Source organism: Mesorhizobium sp. B1-1-5 (assembly GCF_006443065.1).
GTDB lineage: Bacteria > Pseudomonadota > Alphaproteobacteria > Rhizobiales > Rhizobiaceae > Mesorhizobium.
Map to the genome: position 1 here is coordinate 1 of NZ_VFWS01000092.1, position 21,462 is coordinate 21,462.

Consider the following 21,462-nt stretch of genomic DNA (forward strand, 5'->3'; position numbering starts at 1 on the left):
GAGTAGGGGAGTAGGGGAGTAGGGGAGTAGGGGAGTAGGGGAGTAGGGGAGTAGGGGAGCCACTTCCGGGGTGCCGTTTTGCGGCAACCTAACATACTCCCTTACTCCCCTATTCCCTTACTCCCCTGGATCTACATCTTGTCGATCACCGACTGCACCCCTTCCGTCGGCGCGTCGACCGACGAGCCGGCCACCATGATGGCTGCGACGATCGCCTCAGGGTCGTCGACCACCAGCGGCTTCACGCGATGCGCGGTGTGGATGAACCCCTCGGCCGACATGTGCTCGATCAGCGCCAGCATCGGGTCCCAGAAACCCTTGATGTTGGCGAAGACCATCGGCTTGCGGTGGTGGCCAAGCTGCGCCCAGGTCATGATCTCGACGATCTCTTCGACCGTGCCGATGCCGCCCGGCAGCGCCACAAAGGCGTCGGATTTTTCGAACATGCTATGCTTGCGCTCGTGCATGTTGTCGGTGATCAAGAGTTCGTCGAGCTTGTCGAGCGCGGTCTCGGTCGCCTCCTTGGTGATCAGGAAGCGCGGGATGATGCCGGTGACCTTGCCGCCGGCCTTGAGCGCGCCGTCGGCGACAGCGCCCATGATGCCCTTGGTGCCGCCGCCATAGATGAGGCGCAACCCGGATTTGGCAAGCGAGCGGCCAAGTGTGTGGCCGGCCTTGATATAGGCCTCGTCGCGGCCCGGAGACGAGCCGCAATAGACGCAGACGGATCGAATCGTGTTCATGGCGATGATTGGTGATGGGGACGGTCGGCGGGGTCAAGCCCGCGGACGGGCTTTTTCTTGTCGGACTCGGGAAAACACGCTAGACCGGGCGTTAGGTGGCTAAGGGGGCAATACGGAATTATGGCGATCAATCCTTCTAAGGCGTTCTTGTTCGCGGCGGGCGGCGTTGTCGCCGTCGCGGCCGTCGCCTATGGCTCGGGTGCGCTCGATCCTTACATCGACAGCCAGAAGCCGGCGCAGGTCGCGACGCTGCCGCAGACCGATGCAAAACCGGCTGAATCCTCGAGCACGAGCACGGAGGCGCGTGTGCCCCAGGCTCCTTCAAACACTATGGCTCCGGCGAACACGATGGCCCCAGCCAACACCATGGCGCCCGCCAATAAGATGGCGCCGGCCAACAATGCGGCAGCCCCTGCCGCCCAGGCGCCCGCGGCCGGTCCGACACTGCCGACCTTCGATGTCGTGCGCGTCGAGGGCAATGGCTCGATCGTCGTTGCCGGCAACGCCGCGCCAAACGCCAAGGTCGAGATTTTGAATGGGGGCACGGTGCTCGGCTCGACCGAGTCCGGACCCGACGGCGCCTTCGCCATCGTGCTCGACGAGCCGCTGAAGCCCGGCGACTATACAATCACGCTGCGCCAGACGGTTGGCGGCATTGCCGTTGCCTCTGCCCAGACCGCCGTCGTGTCGGTGCCGCAGAGCCCGACCGGGCAGGTGCTGGCCATGGTCGAAGAGCCGGGCAAGGCCTCGCAACTGATCACCGTTCCTGAGGCCGAGAGCAAGCCGGCGGCGCCGGCCGCGACCGATCAGGCAGCGGCGTCCGCGACCCAGGCACCGACCGCGCCGGCTGCAACCGACACGGCCTCGGCGCCAGCCGTGACCGCGCCGGCCGCCACAGACCAGGTGACCGCGCCGGCTGCGGCCGCCGCGGCGGAGCCCAAGATCGCGGTCGAAGCGGTCGAAATCGACGGCAGCAAGATCTTCGTCGCCGGCACGGCCGATCCCGGCCGCAAGGTGCGCGCCTATGCCGACGCCATCCTGCTCGGCGACGCCAAAACTTCGGCCGACGGGCATTTCCTGATCGAAGCGACGCGCGACATTCCGGTCGGCAGCTACACTATCCATGTCGACGGCCTGGACAATGATGGCGTCAAGGTCGTCGCCCGCGCTGCCGTCCCGTTCGAGCGCGAGCCCGGCGAGTCGGTCGCCGCCGTCGCCCCAAGCGGGACCAAGCCGGCCGAGACCAAGACCGCCGAAATCACGACCGACACAGCAACGGCCGAAGCGGCCAAGCCCGCCCCGGCCGCCGGGGGCGCTGCCAAGGTTGCTGAGGCGACGCCCTCGACCGACGTGCCCGAAACAGTCGCGCCAAAGCTCGAACATGCCGACAGCGCCGTCATCATCCGCCGCAACGACACGCTCTGGCGCATCTCGCGCCGCGTCTACGGCCATGGCACGCGCTTCTCGACGATCTATCTGGCCAACAAGGACCAGATCCGCGATCCCGATCGCATCTGGCCGGGCCAGGTGTTCAAGGTGCCCTCGACTTCGAAGGAAGGCGAGGCCGCCGACATGAAGGCCTTGGGCGAGCAGATGACAGGCGCGCCGGCGAAGACGGAGTAGGCGATTAGCTAATCTCCCCCACGAGGAGGGAGATTACGCTGCTACCCATGCGCCTAGCTTGCCCTCCCATCGTTCATCGTCTATCGCCGATGAACGATGTCCGAATCCCCCGACACCCGCTGCACCGAAAACCGCGCCATTGCCGCGCGGCTGGCGGCGCTGTCGCATCCGGCGCGCATCGAGATCCTGAAACATCTCTCGGCCAGCCGCTGCTGCTCGTGCCGTGAGGTGGTCGATCACCTCGATCTCGCGCAGTCGACCGTTTCGCAGCATCTGAAGGTGCTGGTCGAGGCCGGGCTCGTCCGTTTCGAGGCCGACCGGCAGCGCTCGCGCTACGCGGTCGACCACGCCGCCCTTGCGGGCGTCTCCGCTTCGCTCACCCAGCTCGTCAACTCCTGCTGCCCCAGCCTCTCACCCATAAGGCAAGACTAGTGGCCGAAAAGACCGTATCCTCCGAAGCCGGCACCCTCACCACCCTGCGCAATCTGTGGCCCTATATGTGGCCGGCCGACCGCGCCGATCTCAGAGCCCGCGTCACCTGGGCGACGCTGCTTCTGGTCGTCGCCAAGGTCACCTTGGTCGCCGGCCCGTATTTCTTCAAATGGGCGACCGATGCGCTGGCCCATGGCTCGAAGACACCGCCGCCGCTGCCATCCTTCCTGCTGGCGCCGGTGGCGCTGGTCATTGCGTATAACGTGCTGCGCCTGATCCAGCTCGGCTTCAACCAGCTGCGTGACGCGCTGTTCGCCCGTGTCGGCCAGTATGCGGTGCGCCAGCTCGCCTTCCGCACCTTCGTCCATATGCATCAGCTGTCGCTGCGCTTCCATCTCGAGCGCCGCACCGGCGGCCTGTCGCGCATCATCGAGCGCGGCACCAAGGGCATCGAGACGATCGTGCGCTTCATCATGCTGAACACGGCGCCGACCATTCTCGAATTCGCGCTGACAGCCGGCATATTTGCCTTCACCTATGGCTGGAAATACGTCGCCGTGGTCGCCGTCACCGTCAGCCTCTATGTCTGGTTCACCGTCAAGGCGAGCGACTGGCGCATCTCGATCCGCCGTGACATGAACGACAGCGACACCGACGCCAACACCAAGGCGATCGACTCGCTGCTCAACTTCGAGACGGTCAAATATTTCACCAATGAGCGCATGGAGGCCGAGCGCTTCGACCGCTCGATGGCACGCTACGAGATCGCCGCGACGAAGACCTGGACCTCGCTCGGCTGGCTTAACTTCGGCCAGGGCCTCATCTTCGGTCTGGGGACCGTCATCGTCATGTGCATGTCGGCGCTGGAGGTGCAGGCCGGCAGGCAGACGGTTGGCGATTTCGTCTTCATCAACGCCATGCTGATCCAGCTTTCGGTGCCGCTCAACTTCATCGGCTTCATCTACCGTGAGATAAGGCAAGGGCTGACCGACATCGAGCATATGTTCGACCTGCTCGACGTGCCCCAGGAGATCGTCGACAAGCCGGATGCCAGGCCTTTGAAGGTCGGGCCCGGCAAGGTCGAATTCCGCGACGTGCATTTCTCCTATGATCCCAACCGCAAGATCCTGAAAGGTGTCTCCTTCGAGGTGCCGGCCGGCAAGACGGTGGCGATCGTCGGCCCGTCCGGCGCCGGCAAGTCGACCATCTCCCGGCTGCTGTTCCGTTTCTACGACGTTCAGGGCGGCAAGGTGCTGATCGACGGGCAGGACATCCGCGACGTCACGCAGGAGAGCCTGCGGGCGGTGCTCGGCATGGTGCCGCAGGACACCGTGCTGTTCAACGACACCATCGCCTACAACATCCGCTACGGTCGCGTCGGCGCCAGCGAGGAGGAGGTGCGCAAGGCGGCCGAGCTCGCCCAGATCGGCCCGTTCATCCAGAAGCTGCCCGAGGGCTACAAGTCGATGGTCGGCGAGCGCGGGCTGAAACTTTCGGGCGGCGAGAAGCAGCGCGTGGCGATCGCCCGCACCATCCTGAAGGCGCCGCCGATCCTGATGCTGGACGAGGCGACCTCGGCGCTGGACACCCAGACCGAGCAGGAGATCCAGGCAGCCCTCGACCTGGTCAGCAAGGGCCGTACCACGATCGTGATTGCTCACCGGCTGTCGACGGTGATTTCGGCCGACGAGATCATCGTGCTGAAGGACGGCCAGATCGCCGAGCGCGGCACCCATGCGGCGCTGCTTGCCAAGCACGGCCTCTACGCCTCGATGTGGGACCGCCAGCGCGAAGCAACCGAAGCCGAGGAGCGCCTGCGCATCGCCCGCGAGAGCGACGAGTTTGGGGTTATTGTGCGCAGGAGGACTTCGGAGGTGAGCTAGCTGTGGCTCTTCCTTCTCCCCTTGTGGGAGAAGGTGGCCGCGAAGCGGCCGGATGAGGGGTGCTGAGCGGAGTGAGACGCTGGCGTTCCCTGGAACACCCCTCATCCGTCTCGGCGCTATCGCGCCGATCCACCGCCCGGCCCTTCGCAGGCTCAGGGCGTTCGAAGCTCGAAAAGCCAAGCAATTGGCTTTTCGTCCGCTAACGCGGACCGCTTCTCACCCCACAAGGGGAGAAGGGAAGGACAAAAATTCCCCTTGACCTCAACCTACCTTGAGCTTGCAAACCCATCCCCGAGCCACCAGCCAACAACACTTCCAAATCGGAGATGGATGAAAAATGAGCAGCAACAATCACCGCACCGGCAGCGTGTTCCGGGTCGACAAATTCGTCGTGCCGGCGCAAGCGCGCGACGAAATCCTCAGCAAGGCCAGGATGACGCATGAATTGCTGCGCCAGCAGGAGGGTTTTGTGCAGGACTTCCTGCTCGAGCAATTCTCCGGCCCGGGCGAGTTCAACCTCGTCACCATGGTCGAGTGGGAAAGCCAGGCCGCGGTCGACAAGGCGGTGCCGATCGTCAAGGCCGCGCATGAGCGCATCGCCTTCAGCGCCCAGGAAACCATCGCGCGCCTCGGCGTCAAGGCCGACATAGCCAACTATCGGCGCGTGCCCGAACTATAGGAAGGCCACCCGGCTCCGGGCACCGAAACAGCGGCGCTCAGCACCTGGCCGGTGCGGGCGTCGCTCACCATGTTTTCGAACCCGCGCCATTCGGCGGCGGCGATGAACAACGTCCTGCCGTCGGCGCCGCCCAGCATGCAGGCAAAGCAGCCGCGATCGACCTCAACCCTGTCGATTTTCTCGCCTCCCTCGCGCACCCTGACACAGTGCCGGTTCGGCACGTCGGCATACCAGACGCAGCCCTCGGCATCGATGCAGATGCCATCGGGATAATCGTTCCCGAGATCGGCCCAGACGCGACGGTTGGAAAGGCCGCCATCGGTGGCGACATCGAAGGCGGTCAATCGGTTGGCGTGGGATTCGGCGACGATCAGTGTCTTGCTGTCCGGCGTCACCGCCATGCCGTTGGCGAAGGCGATATCCTCGGCGACCTGCCGCACGCCGCCGTCCGCTGCGACCAGCACGATCGTGCCCGGTCCGAAATGCTCGCCCGGCGCCGGCGCCGGCCCGCCGCCATTGACATAGATGTTGCCGCGCCCATCGACGACGATCTCGTTCCACGGGTTCTTCGACAGATGCCTCAGATCGGCATGGGTGACGAGCGTCTCGCCTGCCTTCTGCCTCAGCAGCAGGCCTTCCCGGCCCGAGACCACCAGAAGCCGGCCATCCGGCAACCAGTCGATCGAATAGGGCAGGACGGCCGGCACGGTAAGCATCACCTCGCTCCGGCCATTTTCGTCCACCGCGACGATCTCGCCGGTACCCCAGTTGCAGAGCCAGAGCCGGCCGTCATGCCAGCGCGGCGACTCGCCGAAGGCGAGGCCTGTTGTCACGACCTTGGCACTCATTGCAGACGGTTTCGGCGAAGGCATTGGCGGGCTCCCTGGGTGTCTTCTCGCCAAGGACGTGTGACGGAGCCGAGTTCCTACATACGGAGCAAAGGTTAGGCTTGCGTGCCGGCGTTGCTGCCTCCCCCATTGTTGCGTTGCGGGGAAGGGGGCTTTCCGCTATTGAGGCGCATCCTGAAACAGGGACCGCCCCAAGCCCTATGACGCTTCTCGACTCGGTCAAGAATACATTCGTTCCGATCCATCGCGAAGGCTATCCCTTCATCGCCGCCTTCGCCGCGGCGACGCTGTTTCTCGGCTATTTCTCCTCGGTCCTGTTCTGGATCGGACTGATCCTGACCGCATGGTGCATCTATTTCTACCGCGATCCCGAGCGCGTCACCCCGGTCGACGACCGGCTGGTGGTGAGCCCGGCCGATGGCGTGATTTCCGCGGTCGGCCCCGCCGTGCCGCCGAGCGAGCTTGGCCTGGGCTCGGGCGAGATGACCCGCATCTCGGTGTTCATGAACGTGTTTTCCTGCCACATCAACCGCGCTCCGGTGCGCGGCCGGATCACGCGCATCGAGCACAAGCCCGGCAAATTCCTTAACGCCGAGCTCGACAAGGCAAGCGCGGAGAACGAGCGCAACGGCCTGGTCATCGACAGCCCGAACGGCACGATTGCCGCTGTCCAGATCGCCGGCCTTGTGGCACGGCGCATCGTCTGCTGGGCCGAGATCGGCGGTACGATCGCGATCGGCGAGCGTTTCGGCTTGATCCGCTTCGGCTCGCGCGTCGACGTCTTCCTGCCGTCGGGCGCCGTGCCGCGCGTCGCGGTCGGCCAGACGGCGGTCGGCGGCGAGACCGTGCTTGCCGAATTCGGCGGCACCGCGGTCACGCCCTTAGTCAGGGTTTCCTGAGCGTTGGGCGCGCCGTTCAAGAAATTCGAGGCCCATGCCAGCGGCGGTCCGCGCATCCGCGAGATCCCGATGCGCATGGTGCTGCCCAACCTGGTCACCGTGCTTGCCATCTGCGCCGGCCTTTCCGGCATCCGCTTCGCCTTCGAGAACCGCTTCGAGATCGCTGTGGTCATGGTGTTGCTTGCCGCCTTCCTCGACGGCATCGACGGGCGACTGGCACGCATGCTGAAGGCGACCTCGAAATTCGGCGCCCAGATGGATTCGCTGGCCGATATCGTCAATTTCGGCGTGGCGCCGGCCCTGGTTCTCTACGCCTTCCTGCTCGACCGCGCCGGCTCGCCGGGCTGGATCGCCGCACTTCTCTTCACAATCGCTTGCGGCATGCGGCTGGCCCGCTTCAATGTTCTGGCCGACGACGCCGAGCAGCCGGCCTGGCAGACCGAATATTTCGTCGGCGTGCCGGCCCCCGCGGGTGCTGTGCTGGTCATGCTGCCGCTCTATCTTTATTTCCTGCGGCTCGGTCTGGAGCCCAGCCGGCCGGCCGCCTTCGTCGCCACCGGCTTCACCGTGCTGGTCGCTTTTCTTCTGGTCAGCCGCCTGCCGGTCTACTCGGGCAAGAGCGTCAAGGTGCCGGGCGACAGGGTGCTGCCGGTCATCCTGGGCGTGGTGCTCTACATTCTCTTGCTGATGACGTATCCCTGGTACACGCTGACGGCTTCCGTCGCTGGGTACCTGCTTTTCCTGCCGTTGTCGGTGCGCGCCTATTCCAAGCGGGCCATGCGCGAAGGCGAGAAGGTGCCGCCGTCGGATATCGGGTAGCGCTGCGCCCTAGGCCGCCGCACTCAGCCCCAGCCTGTCGATCGCCAGCTTGCGCGCCGAGATATAATCCGTCTTGCCCGAGCCCAGCACCGGGATCTCTTCCACCTTGATGATGTCGTTGGGCACCATCAGCTCGGCCGCGCCGGCTTTCTTGCCGAACTGGCGCAGCTCCTCGGCATTGGCGTCGTCGGCGGTGGTGACCAGCACGATGCGCTCGCCGCGCCTCTTGTCGGGCACTGCCACCGCCGCGTGGCGCTCTTCCGGCCATAGCGACTGCACCAGCATCTCGACGGCGCCCAGCGACACCATCTCGCCGGCGATCTTGGCGAAGCGCTTGGCCCGCCCGCGTATGGTGATGAAGCCCTCGCGGTCGACCGAGACGATGTCGCCGGTGTCGTGCCAGCCTTCCAGCCGCTGCAATTCGCCGGGACGGTCGGCGGTCATATAGCCCATCATCATGTTCGGTCCGTCGAGCCACAGCCGGCCGCCCTCGGCGATGCCTTCGACCGGCTCCAGCTTCATGCGGATCGCTGGCAGCGGCCGCCCGACTGTGCCGTCGCGGCCGTGGATGGCGGTGTTCACCGCCACCACGGGCGCGGCCTCGGTCAGCCCGAAGCCTTCGACGATCGAAGCCTGGAAACGGTCGCGATAGGTGCGCCGCGTCTCCGGCTTCACCGCTTCGGCGCCGGCCACGACGAAGCGCAGGCTGGAGAAGTCGCCGTCCTTGGCGGTGCGCGCGTAATTAGCGAGGAAAGTGTCGGTGCCGAACATCACGGTCGGCTTCACCTTGCGGGCGATCTCGGGGATGATCTTGTAATGCAGCGGCGAGGGGTAGAGGAACAGCTTAACGCCCAGCACCAGCGGCAGGATGGTGCCGCCGGTCAATCCGAAGGAATGGAACACCGGCAGCACATTGAGCAGGATGTCGGCCGGCGAGACGGAGACGCGCGCCTCGGCCTGCATGACATTGGCAAGCAGGTTGCGGTTCGACAGCACCACCGCCTTCGGCGTGCCTTCCGAGCCGGAGGTGAACAGGATGACAGCGGGCTTCGCGGCTTGCTGCCGCTGCAGCGGCAAACGCCACAGAAGCGCTGCGGCGACCTTGTCCAGGGTCGTCACATTGGCGCGCACATCTTCCAGCCACAGCATCTTGGCGCCACCCGCCTCGACCGCGGCGACGATGTCGTCGATGCCGGCCTTTTCGATGAAGGCGCGGGACGAGATCACGGTGCGGATCACAGCGGTGCGGACCGCCGCGGTCACGCTCGCCGGGCCGGCGGTGTAGTTGATCATCGCCGCTACGCGGTCCGCGGAGATCAGGCCGACGAAGGTAAGCACCACGCCATTAGCATTGGGCAGCAGCACGCCGACTGCTTCGCCGGGCGAGGTCGCCGCCTCGAAATGGCGGCCGAGCACGCGCGCGCCGATGAACAGCTTGCGGTAGCTGAGCGAACCGGAAATCACATCCTCGATGATCGGCCGCGAAGGGCCGATGCGGTCGGCGGCGTCGCGCATGGCGAGGAAGAGCCCGCGATCGAGATTGGTGCCGTAAAGCCGCGCCTCGGCGAACCGGTCGAACAGCGCGTTGGTGTTGGACGCCATGTCGGGGTTGCGCGCCACCAGCTCGGCGATGGTCATCGGCTCCAGCACACTCATCGAAAGCCGCGGGAACCAGTGGCGCGGCGCTTTCTCCTTCGGCGTCAGCGACACCGGCAGGTCGCGCGTGCCGGCAACGAAGATCGGCACGATGCGCGCGTCGGCCTGCATGGCGATGCGCGTGATGGCGCGAAACAGCCTGAAGGACTTGACGTCCGGCTCGACATCGTCCGGCAGGTAGACGGCAAGCCGCCCCTTGCCCTTCAGCACACGCACCAGCCGGCGGCTGACGAAGATATGCTCGGCGTTGAAGGCGATGGTGCGGGCTAGCTCACGCCATGGCTCCAGCCACGGCGAGCGCGCCGAAGCCTCGTCCAGGATATGCAGCGTGTCGTCGGGAAGCAGCGACAGCATCAGCGCCGGCTCGATGCGCGACTGGTGCCAGATGACATAGATGACCGGCGTCTTCGCGCTGCGGGCAATGCGGATGCGGTTGTCGGCGATGCGGTAGGCGAGCTTGAACGGCACATAGAGCAGCGCCTGGGTGAAGCGCAGGTCGAGCCGGAACCGCTCGATCACGGCGATCAGCAGCCAGGCAAGGACAATGCCCGCCAGCAGCGCTAGGGTCAGGATCATGCCGCTCTCTCCCAGTCTCCTCCAGGACGCGGCTCTTGGCGACCGCTTCGGCGGCAGAGGGTAGCGGAAGTGCGGGCAAGGTCAATGCGGGGTCGGAGAGCTTTCCCTTCTCCCCTTGTGGGAGAAGGTGGATCGGCGCGCAGCGCCGAGACGGATGAGGGGTGTTGGAAGAAATGAGGCGCTGGAAAATCCAGCCCTTGAGGCGCTTAGCTTGCGACGCCGCGCTCCGTCCAACACCCCTCATCCGACCGAGCTTCGCTCGGCCACCTTCTCCCACAAGGGGGAGAAGGGGAAGAACCGCGCTACGCCGCCTTCAATCTCCCGCTGATGAAGCGGAACTCCTGGCTCTTGCCGCCATAGCCATAGGCCGCCGCCGGCACTTCGTGCACGAAAGCGTAGCTTTCCTCATGCACGCCGCCCAGCAGCCGTCCGAAAGCCTCGAAGATCGCCTTGAGGTAGGCTTCGAGCTCGAGCTTGGTGTTGGTGCCGTCGACGACCTTGATATCCAGCCAGAATGTGCTGATGCCGTGCTCGGCCAGCGACTTGCCGCCGGCGAACCAGTGCTGCGGATCGATAAAGTTGACGGCGACCGCGGTGATCGTGGGATCCTTGCGCAACAGCTTCGCAGTAATGTCAGTAGCCTCCCTGGCGATTGCCGCGGACAGCTTGGCGTCCGACTTGCCGGTGACGCTGATGTTGATAATCGGCATTTTTCTATCCTCCGAGTTGGGGCGCCTCGCGCCGTTGATGGGAGGAGCTTGCCACCGGCGTAACGTCAATAAAATCGAATTGTTTTTGATAAATAGTTCGATATCATCGAAGTATGGAAACGCTCGATCCAGATCTTCTGAAAACCTTCCTTGCCTTTGTCGATGGCGGCTCGCTCGCCAAGGCCGCATCTACCGTCGGCCGCACGCCGTCGGCGGTGACCGCGCAAATGCAGAGGCTGGAGGAGATCGTCGGCGAGCAATTGCTCACTCCGCAGGGCAGGGGACGCGGGCTGACCCCGGCCGGCGAGGACCTTGTCGGCCATGCGCGGCGCATCCTTGCCGTCCACACCGAGGCGTGGCTGGCGCTAAAGGGTGCGCGCGCCGGCGGCCGCATCGCCATCGGCACGACGCAGGATTTCGCGGATCAGGGCCTGCCGGATCTGCTCCGGGCCTTCGCCGCCAGCCATCCGCGCGTCAGGGTCGAGCTCCGCGTCGGTCGCTCCCTGGAGCTCGGGTCGGCACTGCAGGCGGGCCAGCTCGACCTCGCGATCACCATGCGCCATGCCCCATCGCCGGATGAAGCGGCCCTGATCAGCGAGCCGATGCTGTGGCTCTGCTCGGAAAAAGGCCTGGCGGCGCGGAAGGAAGCGCTGCCGCTGGCCCTGCTCGATCCCTATTGCGGGTTCAGGGAGGCGGCGCTCAATGCGCTCGACGCAGCCGGCCGCCGCTATCGCATCGCCGCCGGCAGCGCCAGCCTTGCCGGCCTGCGCGCCGCGGTCGACGCCGGCATCGCGCTGACGCCGCGCACCCGGCGTTTCGCCCATTCCGGCATCGTCGAGGCATCTGCCGATTTCGACCTCCCGCCGCTGCCGATGGCCGACTTCGCCATTCGGCTCGGCCGCGAAGCCGCGCGTCCCGCGCGGGATCTGGCGGAGCTGCTTGCTGGCGGGCTGGCCCTTCCGTCCTGAGGCCGGTCGCCCAAAGAAAAAGCCGACCTTTTTGAGGGTCGGCTTCTAGTCGGACGGGTCGAGGGGTTTGGGGGGACTTGGGGGGTGACCCGTCGATCCAATAATGCTCCACGCGAATGATGGTTCCGTGACCGGCGAAATATTTTTACGAGGCCGCCGATTTCGCCCTTAGCCAGTCGCGTCCGGCATGCGCGAAAACTGCGCAAAGCACGATGGCGCCGCCGATGATGCTGGCCATCGGTGGGAGTTCGCCGAGAAACAGCAGCGCAAACAGGATGGCGAACGGCACCTCTGCGGAACCGAGCAGTCCGGCTTCCGCCGACGGGATCAGCCGCGAGCCTTCCGTCCACAGGATCGAGGCAAGCGCGAAGGAGCAGCCGAATGTGGCAAGCAGCACCACGTCGCGCGTCGAGACGGCCAGCGGATCGGTCACGAACCAGCCGAGCACGAAAAGCAGGAAGGCCGAGACAGCGCCCGCCCAGACGACCGGCGAGTCGCGAAAAGCGCGCACCATGATCATGTAGAGCGCGCTGCCGGCGGTCATCAGCAGCGCCAGTGCGTCGCCGAACAGGTGCCCGTTGCCGAGGCCGGCGCCCACCATGATGGCGACGCCGCAAAGCGATACGGCCGCCGCGATCATCGTCTGCAGCCGGAATTTTTCCCGCACCAGAAGGAAGGCGAGCAGTGCGGCGATGAAGGGCGAGGTCGCGTAGATGACCGCGACATTGGCGACAAAGGTAAATTTGAAGGCCGAGATGAAGGCGATGCTGGCCGCGGCGCCCTCGACCGCAAGCAGCCAGCCGCGCCAGCCGAGTTTCAGGCTTTCGCGCCCGCCCGAGCGGCGCCGGCGCCACAGCACGTAGAAGCTGATCAGGATCGAGCCGAAAAAACCGCGCCAGCAGGTGATCGTCAGCGGATCGGCATGGATCGACTTGGTCAGCACGCCGGTGAGCGCGAAGGCGATCGCCGATGCCGACACCAGGACGATGCCGAGCGTGCGCTCGGCCGCCACGTCGGCCGCGGCAGGCGCAAGCTTTTCCGGCATGTCGAGCGTGTCCGTCATGATGCCAGCCTACCCAGTTCCTGCTGACAGCCTTCTGTCATCAGGCCTGCTCCCGTTTGCGGAAATGCTCGTTGCCGACGATGAGCAGGCCGGCGCCGACGATCAGCGCCGCGCCCATGAACACTTCCATGCGCGGCAGGTCGCCCCAGATGGCGTAGCCCAGCGCGAAGGCCCAGACCAGCGAGGTGTACTCGAATGGTGCCACGATCGACACCGGCGCGCGCTTCATGCCCTCGAACAGCATGTATTGCGCCACGCCGCCGAGCGCGCCGACGCTGACGAGCAAGAGAAACTGCGTTCCGTCGGGCGTGTGCCACCAGATCAGCGCCGGCACGGCCGAAAACAGCAGGAAATAGAAATTGTTGAGCACGAGCTGGATCGTCGTGCGCTCCTGCATGGCGGTCTTGCGCAGCAGCACCACGGCGATCCCCCAAAAGACGGCGGCCGCCAGCACCAGAAGCACCGGCACGGAGAGGCCGAGTCGCGTCGGATCGCAGGCGATGAAGACGCCGACGAAGCCGATGAACACCGCGATCCAGCGCAGCAGCGGCACCGTCTCGCCCAGGATCAGCACGGACAGCACAGTAACGATGATCGGCGCGGCGTAATAGATGGTGGTGAGCTCTGCAAGCTGCAGCGAGCGCGCGGCGTTGTAGTAACAAAGCCAGGCGGCGAGCGTGAAGGCGCTGCGCACCAACATCGGCTTGACGATCGGCGAATCCATCGTATCGGCGAACAGCCGCCTGCCGCCGATCGCGCCGCAGGCGAGGAGCACGGTGATCGAGCGGACGAACATGATCTGCCAGACCGTCATGCCGACGACCAGAAGCTTGATCGAGGCATCCTGCGCCGAAAACAGGAAATAGGCGGCGGCCGTGAACAGGATGCCGGCCAGCACCCTTTCGCGGCTTTCCAGGATGACGACATCGGCCATGTGGGCTCAGCGTGTTCGCGTGAGGCGGTTCCGCCCCAGTCGGGACCGTTGCTCAAGCTATAGGGGCGAAAGCTTGCACGGCGCTGCTCCAGCGCGGCGCTTGCGTTGGCGCAGGTCTTTCGCTTGAACCGGTCGGAACTCCTACTGTGTCGCCTGATAAAGCTCGGATGCCGCATCCTTCAGCGCGCGTCGGCCATCGGGCCGCAGATACATCATGTGGCCGCCCTCGACGACGTCGAGCCGGATCGGCTTGGCGTCTGATAGCGAAGGAAGCTGGTTCACCAGATAGCGCGAGGCGAGATAGGGCGTGACGAGATCGGTATAGCCGTTGACGATGACGACGCCGAGCGCCGGGTTGAGCGAGCGCGCCCGCTGCAGGTCGTTCATCACGCCGGCATAGCCCTGGCCTGATGTGCCGTAATCCCAGCTGCGGCTGACCTCGCCATTGAGCAGCCGGTAGCTGACATCGGTGCGGTAGTTGAGCTCGTTTCGCGCATAAGCGACGAAGGCGGAGGTCAGCACCGGAACGCTGCGGTCGAGCACCGGGTCGGGGCCGGCCTCACGGGCGCTTTGCGGTGCGATGTCGGCAGTGCCGATGGTGGCGTCGTAGGGGCTCAGAACCTTGCCGGTGGCGCGCTGGAATTCCTTGGCGAAAAGCCCGATGGGGATGCGGGCGAAATTGCGCTGGACGAGCTCCAGCGGCAGGCCGGTGATCTCCGATACGCGCCCGCTGGCGAGGTTGCCGCCTTGCTCCAGCCCGCTGTTCAGCGCCGTCAGGTAATCGCCGAGCGCATAATGCTCGACCTCGGCCAACCTGTCGCGCAACGCGTCGCCGCTCACGCCGTCGCCCTTCAGCCGCGTTGCCGCCAGCGAAGGCAGCTCCAGCGCCCAGTGCAGCTGGTCGAATTGGTCGGGCCGCACCAGCATGAATTCCAGCGCCGGCGAGATCAGCACGATGCCGCTGGGGCTGAGGCCGACATCCTCCTGCAGCGTGCGGGCAAGCAGCGCGGCGCGAAAGCCGCCATAGCTTTCGCCGGCGAGGAACAGCGGCGATCCGGTGCGGCCGTTCTGCGCCAGATAAAGGCGGATGAAGGCGCCGACCGAGCTGGCGTCGGCATCGACGCTCCAGAATTCCTTCGGCTCGTGCCCAGGCGCCTCGCGGCTGTAACCGGTGCCGACCGGATCGACGAAGACGAGATCGCTCATGTCGAGCCAGCTGTCGGGATTGTCGACGAGCTTTTGCGGCGGCGGCAGGAACTCGCCGTCGGCGGCGGTCTCGACGATGCGCGGCCCGATCGCGCCGATATGCAGGTAAGCCGACGCTGCACCGGGCCCGCCGTTGAAGACAAAGGTGATCGGCCGCTCCTTCGCCGGGGCGGGCGATTGCTGCGTGTAGGCGACATAGAAGATCTCGGCCGTCACCTCGCCCTTGCCGGATAGGAGCGACAGCGTGCCGGCCTTGGCCTGGTAATCCAGCTTGCGCCCGCCGAGCGTGATCGAATGCTCTGTCACCTGCGGCGGCGGCAACAGCGACAGCACGCCGCCGGTCGGGGCTGGACGCTCGGGTGCTTCGGCGAAGGCCGGCTGGGCGAAGGCGGCGAGCGCCAGGAAGACGAGGGAGACGAGCTTGGATCGCATGGAGGCTCCGGAAATGGTCTCGGAATAGGTATGGCTTGGGAGTGTGAAGTCAAAACAACAATCGCAAACGTTGCGATCCTTCGCGCCCCCCTCTGCCCTGCCCGTCCTCCGCAGCAGCTACGCTGCCGCTTCGGAGGGTAAACCGGGCATCTCCCCCTCAAGGGGGGAGATCAGATGTCGCGTCGGCCTTCGTCATTCTCCCACGCTCGCTAATCTCCCACGCGCTGCAGAAAGGGCGCCGCCGGAGAAGCTGCCAATCTCTCCCCAAGAGGGGGAGATGTCCGGCAGGATAGAGGGGGGCGCTGTCCCGCCGGCATATCAGTGCTATCAAGGCATCAAAGGCTGATCGGAAGGACAACAAAATGGACTCCACCGCGCTCAAGGCCATGCAGGCCCCGTTGAAGGACGCCTATCGCGAGGACGCCGCGCGAGCGCTGATCACGCTGAGAGCCCGCGGCACGCTTGACGACCAGTCGATCGCCTGCAAGGTGGAGACGGGCAGGGCGCTTGCTGTCGCCGGGCTTCATCCGGCCACCGGCGGCTCGGGCCTCGAGCTGTGCTCGGGAGACATGCTGCTGGAAGCGCTGGTCGCCTGCGCCGGCGTGACGCTGAAAGCGGTGGCGACCGCCTTGGAGTTCAAGCTCGGCAACGCTACCGTCGAGGCCGAGGGCGACCTCGATTTTCGCGGCACGCTGGGCGTCGCCCGCGACGCGCCGGTCGGCTTCCGCGAGATAAGGCTGAAATTCGATCTCGACACCGACGAGCCGCAGGAGCGCATCGATTCGCTCATAAAACTCACCGAGCGCTACTGCGTGGTGTTCCAGACGATCAACAACAAGCCGGTGTTGAGCGTGAGTGCGAGCTGATCTCCCCCCTTGCGGGCCCTTGAGGGGGAGATATCGCCGACGGCGACAGAGGGGGTCGTCTCACGTAGAGCGCCGGCGTTGTCCGTCGTCAGAAAGAGGTCGGCGCTCCATGCGAGGAGCCCCCCTCTGACCGCTTCGCGGCCATCTCCCCCTCGAGGGGGAGATAAGTCGGCACTACTGCGCCGAAGGCGTTTCCGCATCCCCTTCATCGGTAAAGGGCGAGGCGCTCGGCACGCATTGCACGGCCCAGCCCTGGGGGGTCGGCTGCTTCTGATATTCGGTGACGGCGTTGGTGCATTGTTCGCGGGTGTCGAAGGTGCTGGGCAGCACCACCATGCCGCCCTGCGGGCCGGCGATCACCAGATACCAGACCAACGCTACGCTGGGAGTAGCAGCCATGGCAATTCCTCGCTTTGAAATGTCGGAGTCGGCCCGATCCTAGCAACTCCCATGGAGCAGCGAAAGCAGCGAGGCGGCACACGCTTCGCCGCCCCGTTCACAGACCCGTGAATAGAGGGGTCGCCACGCGTCAGGCACCCAGGCTTTATTCCGGCTGCCGGTAGGCGACGAAGCGGTTGTGCTCGGCCTGGAAGATCAGGCCGGTTTCCTTCAGTTCCGGGCTTGCCAGGGGCACGATGCGCCTGGCGATCTCGGACGGATGCGGCAGCGTCTCCGGGTCTTCGCCGGGCATGGCCTGGGCGCGCATTGCGGTGCGGGTCGCGCCCGGATCGGCAGCGTTCACCCTCAGCGGCAGGCTCTCGGTTTCATGCGCCCAGGACCGCATCATCGTTTCGACCGCCGCTTTCGAGGCCGCATAGGGCGCCCAGAAGGCGCGCGCCGAATGCGCGGCGTTGGAGGTGAGAATGATGGCGCGGCCGGCGTCGGAGAGCCTGAGCAGCGGATCGACCGAGCGGATCAGCCGCCAGGTCGCCGTCACGTTGATGGTCATCACCTTCTCGAAGGTCTTGGCCTCGACATGGCCGATCGGCGAGATGACGCCGAGCACGCCGGCATTGGCGACCAGGACATCGAGCTTGCCCCAGCGCTCGTGGATCGCGCCACCCAGCCGGTCGATGCCGGCCATGTCGGCAAGATCGAGCGGCACCAGCGTCGCCTGGCCGCGGCCGTCGGCCTTTATCTGGTCGTCCAGCTCTTCCAGCCCGCCGACCGTGCGCGCCACCGCGATCACATGCGCGCCTGCTGCCGCCAGCTCCCTGGCGATGAAATAGCCGATGCCGCGCGAGGCGCCGGTTACGACCGCCACGCGGCCTGAAAGGTCGAGGGTCATGTGAGAGATTCCATAAGGCGCGAGACAGCTCGGCGAATGCAATTGACAGTCCGGGTGCCCTACGCCCCGCCGCTCGCCAGCAGCGACAGTGTGCGCACATTGTCGTGGCCTTCGAAGTCGAGCAGGCGGGTGGGGTACTGTCCCGTGAAGCAGGCGTCGCAGAATTGCGGCTGGTCGTTGTCGCGGCGTGCCTCGCCGACAGCGCGGTAGAGCCCGTCGATCGAAAGGAAACCGAGCGAATCGACGCGGATGAACTCCGCCATCTCCTCGACCGACATGCGCGACGCAAGCAGCTTCGACTTCTCCGGCGTGTCGACGCCATAGAAGCAGGACGCGCTGGTCGGCGGCGAGGCGATGCGCATATGCACTTCCCTGGCGCCGGCGTCGCGCACCATCTGCACGATTTTCTGGCTGGTGGTGCCGCGCACGATCGAATCGTCGACCAGCACCACGCGCTTGCCCTCGATCATGCGGCGGTTGGCGTTGTGCTTGAGCTTCACGCCCATGTGGCGGATGGAATCGCCAGGCTGGATGAAGGTGCGGCCGACATAGTGGTTGCGGATGATGCCGAGCTCGAAGGGAATGCCGGCGGCCTGGGAGAAGCCGATCGCGGCCGGCGTCCCGGAATCCGGCACCGGCACGACGATGTCGGCCTCGACCGGGCTTTCCTGCGCGAGCTCGGCTCCGATGCGCTTCCTCACATCATAGACATTGCGGCCTTCGACCGAGGAATCCGGCCGCGCGAAATAGACATATTCGAAGATGCAGAAGCGCGTCTTCTGCGGCTCGAACGGGAAGATGCTCTCGATGCCCTTCGCGGTGACCACCACCATCTCGCCGGGCTTGATGTCGCGCACGAAGCGGGCGCCGATGATGTCGAGCGCGCAGGTTTCGGAAGCGAGGATCCAGGCGCCGTCGAGGTCGCCAAGCACCAGCGGGCGGATGCCGAGCGGATCGCGGCAGCCGATCATCTTCTTGGCGGTCATCGCCACCAGCGAGAAGGCGCCTTCGACCTGGCGGATCGCATCGATGAAACGCGAATTCAAATCGCGCTCCTTGCTGGTTGCGACCAGATGCAGCAGCGTCTCGGTGTCGGAGGTCGAGGAGAAGATCGAGCCCTGCTTCTGCAGCGCGCGCTGCACGGTGAGCGCGTTGGTGAGGTTGCCGTTGTGAGCCACGGCAAGACCGCCTTCCGCGAGCTCGGCGAAGAAAGGCTGGATGTTGCGCAGCCCGGCGCCGCCGGTGGTGGCGTAGCGCGTGTGGCCGATGGCGCGGTTGCCTTGCAGGCTGTCGATGACGCGCTGTTTGGTGAAGGTATCGCCGATCAGGCCGACATGGCGTTCGACATGGAACTGGGTGCCGTCATAGGAGACGATGCCGGCCGCTTCCTGGCCGCGATGCTGCAGGGCATGAAGGCCGAGTGTGACGATGGCCGCCGCGTCCTGCCGGCCGAAGATGCCGAACACGCCGCATTCGTCATGAAAATGATCGTCGGCCTCGGCGGAAAGGACCTTGCCTTCATCTGCCGTTGAGTCTGCCATCTGGTGCTCAAGCTCCGCTAAAGCCGCCATATAAGGCGATCGCTCGCGGAACGCAACGCACGCTTTCTTGCATTCACAACCGGCACCAGGCCGGCTCGCGATCAGTTTGCCGGCGCTGGAGCCGGGGCGGGCGCTGGCGTAGCCGGCGCCGGCTCGTTGTCGGCGGGCGCCTCGCCCTCGCTATCGTCTGGCGCCGGCGCGTTGTCGTCGCCTGCCGGCGGCTCGGCCGCAGGCTGGTCGGTCGTGGCCGGTGCGCCGGCCTGCGGCGTGCCCTTATGCGTGTATTTGTTGACCAGTTCCTCGGTGTTTTCCGGCAGCACGCTTTCGAGCTTGGCGCCGATCGTCTCCAGCAACGGCCGCGACTTGGCGTTGGCGATCCAGGCAGGCGCCTTGGCGCCGGCCAGCCAGTTGAAGAACAGCAGCGCCACCGCGACCACCAGGACGCCGCGCGCCGCGCCATAGAGAAAGCCGAGCGTGCGGTCGAGCGCGCCGATGCGCGAATCGATGATCCAGTCGGCGAGCTTCATGGTGATGACGGAGACGACGATCAGCGCGATGAGGAAGACGATGCCCGCCGAAGCCGCCATCGCGATCTTGTCGTTGTCGACATAGGGCTGAACATAGGGCAGGACCGGTTTGTAGAAGAAGAAAGCCGCCGCCGCCGCTGCTGCCCAGGAAACCACCGAGAGCACTTCGCGGGAGAAGCCGCGCACCATGGCGAGCATTGCTGAGACCAGGGTGAAGCCGACGAGGATTCCGTCAAGCAGCGTAATCGGCATGGTTCTCGCCCCACTTCCTGTCTTACGGCCCGACGAGCCGCATCACTCCCCTTCGTCGGCACGACTGCGCCGTGAGCCGGCTATGCGCGCCACAAGGTCGGCAAGCTCGGTGGGTTGGAAAGCACCGGCCCCGATCCCCCCGGCAAGTTCCTCGCTGCCGAGCGGCAGCACCGCGCTTCCAAAACCCAGCTTTTCGGCTTCCTTGAGGCGCTGCTGCGCATGCGCAACCGGCCTCACGGCGCCCGATAGGCTGATTTCGCCGAAATAGACGCAATCGGCGGGAAGGGCAAGACCGGTGAGTGACGAAACCAGCGCCGCGGCGACCGCGAGATCGGCCGCCGGCTCCGAGATGCGGTAGCCGCCGGCGACGTTGAGATAGACGTCGTGCTGGCCGAAGCGGACGCCGCAATGCGCCTCCAGCACGGCGAGCACCATCGACAGCCGCGCGCCGTCCCAGCCGACGACGGCGCGGCGCGGCGTGCCGAGCGAGGAAGGCGCGACAAGCGCCTGGATCTCGACCAGCACCGGCCTCGTGCCTTCCATGCCGGCGAAAACCGCGGCGCCCGGGGACTTTGCGTGGCGTTCGCCGAGGAAAAGCTCGGATGGATTGGAAACCTCGCGCAGCCCCTTGTCCGACATTTCGAACACGCCGATCTCGTCGGTCGGCCCAAAGCGGTTCTTCACTGTGCGCAGGATGCGGAAGTGGTGATTGCCTTCGCCCTCGAAGTAGAGCACGCCGTCGACCATGTGCTCGACGACGCGAGGGCCGGCGATCTGGCCTTCCTTGGTGACATGGCCGACGAGCACGATCGCCGCGCCTGTGGATTTCGCGTAGCGGATCATCGCCTGGGCGGCCGCGCGCACCTGGGTCACGGTGCCCGGCGCCGAATCGGCAAGGTCCGTCCACAGCGTCTGGATGGAATCGAGGATGACGAGGTCCGGCCGCTTGCCGTCGGCGATGGTCGCCAGAATGTCCTCGACATTGGTTTCGGCGGCAAGCTCGACCGGCGTCGAGGCGACGCCGAGGCGCTGCGCCCGCAGCCGGATCTGCGCCACCGCCTCCTCGCCCGAGACATAGACGATGCGGTGGCCTTTCGAGGCGAGCGCGGCGGCTGCCTGCGTCAAGAGCGTCGACTTGCCGATGCCGGGATCGCCGCCGACCAGAAGGGCCGAGCCGCGCACGAAGCCGCCGCCGGTGGCGCGGTCGAGCTCGCCGATGCCCGACACGATGCGCGGCGCGTCCTCGATGTCGCCCGACAGACTGGTCAGCACCACGGCACGCCCCTTGCGGGCGTTGCGCGTGTTGGCCGGCCCCGAGCCGATGCCGCCGGACGTGCCTTCCTCGACCAGCGTGTTCCACTCGCCGCAGGCATCGCATTTGCCGGCCCAGCGCTGATGCACCGAGCCGCAATTCTGGCAGATGAACTGAACGCGCGATTTGGCCATTAGGGGCGGCCCAACATTGGATAGGCCGGCGGGACAGCGCCCCCCTCTGTCCTGCCGGACATCTCCCCCTC

Annotated in this window: 20 protein-coding genes; 8 read left to right on the forward strand and 12 right to left on the reverse strand. The window is 65.8% G+C overall.

The window, feature by feature from the left end:
* Positions 1-131 precede the first annotated feature (131 nt).
* Positions 132-743, reverse strand: coding sequence for a TIGR00730 family Rossman fold protein (locus FJ980_RS22370; protein WP_140545931.1), 612 nt, complete (start codon positions 741-743; stop codon positions 132-134).
* Positions 744-863: 120 nt separating this feature from the next.
* Between FJ980_RS22370 and FJ980_RS22375 the strand changes: the two genes are divergently transcribed.
* The 4 genes from FJ980_RS22375 to FJ980_RS22390 all read left to right on the forward strand — a co-directional run bounded on the left by FJ980_RS22375 (position 864) and on the right by FJ980_RS22390 (position 5,360).
* Complete coding sequence (locus FJ980_RS22375; protein WP_140545932.1) at positions 864-2,366, forward strand: LysM peptidoglycan-binding domain-containing protein; 1,503 nt, start codon at positions 864-866, stop codon at positions 2,364-2,366.
* Positions 2,367-2,462: 96 nt separating this feature from the next.
* Positions 2,463-2,798 carry a metalloregulator ArsR/SmtB family transcription factor gene (locus FJ980_RS22380; RefSeq protein WP_140545933.1) on the forward strand — a complete coding sequence of 112 codons (336 nt, stop codon included), beginning with the start codon at positions 2,463-2,465 and terminating at the stop codon, positions 2,796-2,798.
* The gene (locus FJ980_RS22385) at positions 2,798-4,681 is read left to right on the forward strand and encodes an ABC transporter ATP-binding protein/permease (protein WP_140545934.1); all 1,884 of its coding nucleotides are present in this window, start codon (positions 2,798-2,800) and stop codon (positions 4,679-4,681) included. Before FJ980_RS22380 ends, FJ980_RS22385 begins: the two co-directional genes overlap by 1 nt.
* 337 nt (positions 4,682-5,018) lie before the next feature.
* Positions 5,019-5,360 carry an antibiotic biosynthesis monooxygenase gene (locus FJ980_RS22390; protein ID WP_140545935.1) on the forward strand — a complete coding sequence of 114 codons (342 nt, stop codon included), beginning with the start codon at positions 5,019-5,021 and terminating at the stop codon, positions 5,358-5,360.
* Here the strand turns inward: FJ980_RS22390 and FJ980_RS22395 are convergent.
* Positions 5,336-6,208: an SMP-30/gluconolactonase/LRE family protein gene (locus FJ980_RS22395; RefSeq protein WP_140545936.1), complete on the reverse strand. Its 873-nt coding sequence runs from the start codon at positions 6,206-6,208 to the stop codon at positions 5,336-5,338. The two genes, FJ980_RS22390 and FJ980_RS22395, sit on opposite strands and share 25 nt — an antisense overlap.
* Positions 6,209-6,369: 161 nt before the next feature.
* Here FJ980_RS22395 and FJ980_RS22400 point away from each other — a divergent pair, with 161 nt between their 5' ends.
* Both FJ980_RS22400 and FJ980_RS22405 read left to right on the forward strand, forming a co-directional pair.
* On the forward strand, positions 6,370-7,107 hold the full coding sequence (locus tag FJ980_RS22400) for a phosphatidylserine decarboxylase (protein WP_281405784.1): 738 nt from the start codon (positions 6,370-6,372) through the stop codon (positions 7,105-7,107).
* 75 nt (positions 7,108-7,182) lie between these two features.
* The gene (locus FJ980_RS22405) at positions 7,183-7,926 is read left to right on the forward strand and encodes a phosphatidylcholine/phosphatidylserine synthase (RefSeq protein WP_224525202.1); all 744 of its coding nucleotides are present in this window, start codon (positions 7,183-7,185) and stop codon (positions 7,924-7,926) included.
* Positions 7,927-7,935: 9 nt separating this feature from the next.
* Here the strand turns inward: FJ980_RS22405 and FJ980_RS22410 are convergent, their stop codons facing one another.
* Both FJ980_RS22410 and FJ980_RS22415 read right to left on the reverse strand, forming a co-directional pair.
* Positions 7,936-10,158: an AMP-binding protein gene (locus tag FJ980_RS22410; RefSeq protein WP_140545938.1), complete on the reverse strand. Its 2,223-nt coding sequence runs from the start codon at positions 10,156-10,158 to the stop codon at positions 7,936-7,938.
* A 302-nt stretch (positions 10,159-10,460) separates the two neighbouring features.
* Positions 10,461-10,868, reverse strand: coding sequence for a 4-oxalocrotonate tautomerase family protein (locus tag FJ980_RS22415; RefSeq protein ID WP_140545939.1), 408 nt, complete (start codon positions 10,866-10,868; stop codon positions 10,461-10,463).
* 113 nt (positions 10,869-10,981) lie between these two features.
* Here FJ980_RS22415 and FJ980_RS22420 point away from each other — a divergent pair, with 113 nt between their 5' ends.
* Complete coding sequence (locus FJ980_RS22420; RefSeq protein ID WP_140545940.1) at positions 10,982-11,836, forward strand: LysR substrate-binding domain-containing protein; 855 nt, start codon at positions 10,982-10,984, stop codon at positions 11,834-11,836.
* Positions 11,837-11,981: 145 nt separating this feature from the next.
* Here FJ980_RS22420 and FJ980_RS22425 read toward each other — a convergent pair whose 3' ends face one another.
* The 3 genes from FJ980_RS22425 to FJ980_RS22435 form a co-directional block, all read right to left on the reverse strand.
* Complete coding sequence (locus FJ980_RS22425; RefSeq protein ID WP_246676511.1) at positions 11,982-12,899, reverse strand: DMT family transporter; 918 nt, start codon at positions 12,897-12,899, stop codon at positions 11,982-11,984.
* Positions 12,900-12,939: 40 nt separating this feature from the next.
* Positions 12,940-13,833: a DMT family transporter gene (locus FJ980_RS22430; protein ID WP_140545941.1), complete on the reverse strand. Its 894-nt coding sequence runs from the start codon at positions 13,831-13,833 to the stop codon at positions 12,940-12,942.
* A 141-nt stretch (positions 13,834-13,974) separates the two neighbouring features.
* Positions 13,975-15,471 carry a peptidase S10 gene (locus FJ980_RS22435; RefSeq protein ID WP_140545942.1) on the reverse strand — a complete coding sequence of 499 codons (1,497 nt, stop codon included), beginning with the start codon at positions 15,469-15,471 and terminating at the stop codon, positions 13,975-13,977.
* Positions 15,472-15,833: 362 nt separating this feature from the next.
* Here FJ980_RS22435 and FJ980_RS22445 point away from each other — a divergent pair, with 362 nt between their 5' ends.
* Positions 15,834-16,337 (forward strand): OsmC family protein, encoded by a 504-nt coding sequence (locus FJ980_RS22445; RefSeq protein ID WP_140545943.1) that lies wholly within the window; start codon positions 15,834-15,836, stop codon positions 16,335-16,337.
* Between the two features lie 174 nt (positions 16,338-16,511).
* Here the strand turns inward: FJ980_RS22445 and FJ980_RS22450 are convergent, their stop codons facing one another.
* The 5 genes from FJ980_RS22450 to radA all read right to left on the reverse strand — a co-directional run bounded on the left by FJ980_RS22450 (position 16,512) and on the right by radA (position 21,391).
* Complete coding sequence (locus tag FJ980_RS22450) at positions 16,512-16,736, reverse strand: hypothetical protein (RefSeq protein ID WP_027165524.1); 225 nt, start codon at positions 16,734-16,736, stop codon at positions 16,512-16,514.
* A gap of 145 nt (positions 16,737-16,881) precedes the next feature.
* Positions 16,882-17,625 (reverse strand): SDR family NAD(P)-dependent oxidoreductase, encoded by a 744-nt coding sequence (locus FJ980_RS22455; protein WP_140545944.1) that lies wholly within the window; start codon positions 17,623-17,625, stop codon positions 16,882-16,884.
* A gap of 59 nt (positions 17,626-17,684) precedes the next feature.
* The gene (gene purF, locus FJ980_RS22460; RefSeq protein WP_095766993.1) at positions 17,685-19,166 is read right to left on the reverse strand and encodes an amidophosphoribosyltransferase; all 1,482 of its coding nucleotides are present in this window, start codon (positions 19,164-19,166) and stop codon (positions 17,685-17,687) included.
* Positions 19,167-19,267: 101 nt separating this feature from the next.
* Positions 19,268-19,945, reverse strand: a complete 678-nt coding sequence (locus FJ980_RS22465) for a CvpA family protein (protein ID WP_140545945.1) — start codon at positions 19,943-19,945, stop codon at positions 19,268-19,270.
* 42 nt (positions 19,946-19,987) lie between these two features.
* Positions 19,988-21,391 (reverse strand): DNA repair protein RadA, encoded by a 1,404-nt coding sequence (radA, locus tag FJ980_RS22470; RefSeq protein ID WP_140545946.1) that lies wholly within the window; start codon positions 21,389-21,391, stop codon positions 19,988-19,990.
* Positions 21,392-21,462: the final 71 nt, after the last annotated feature.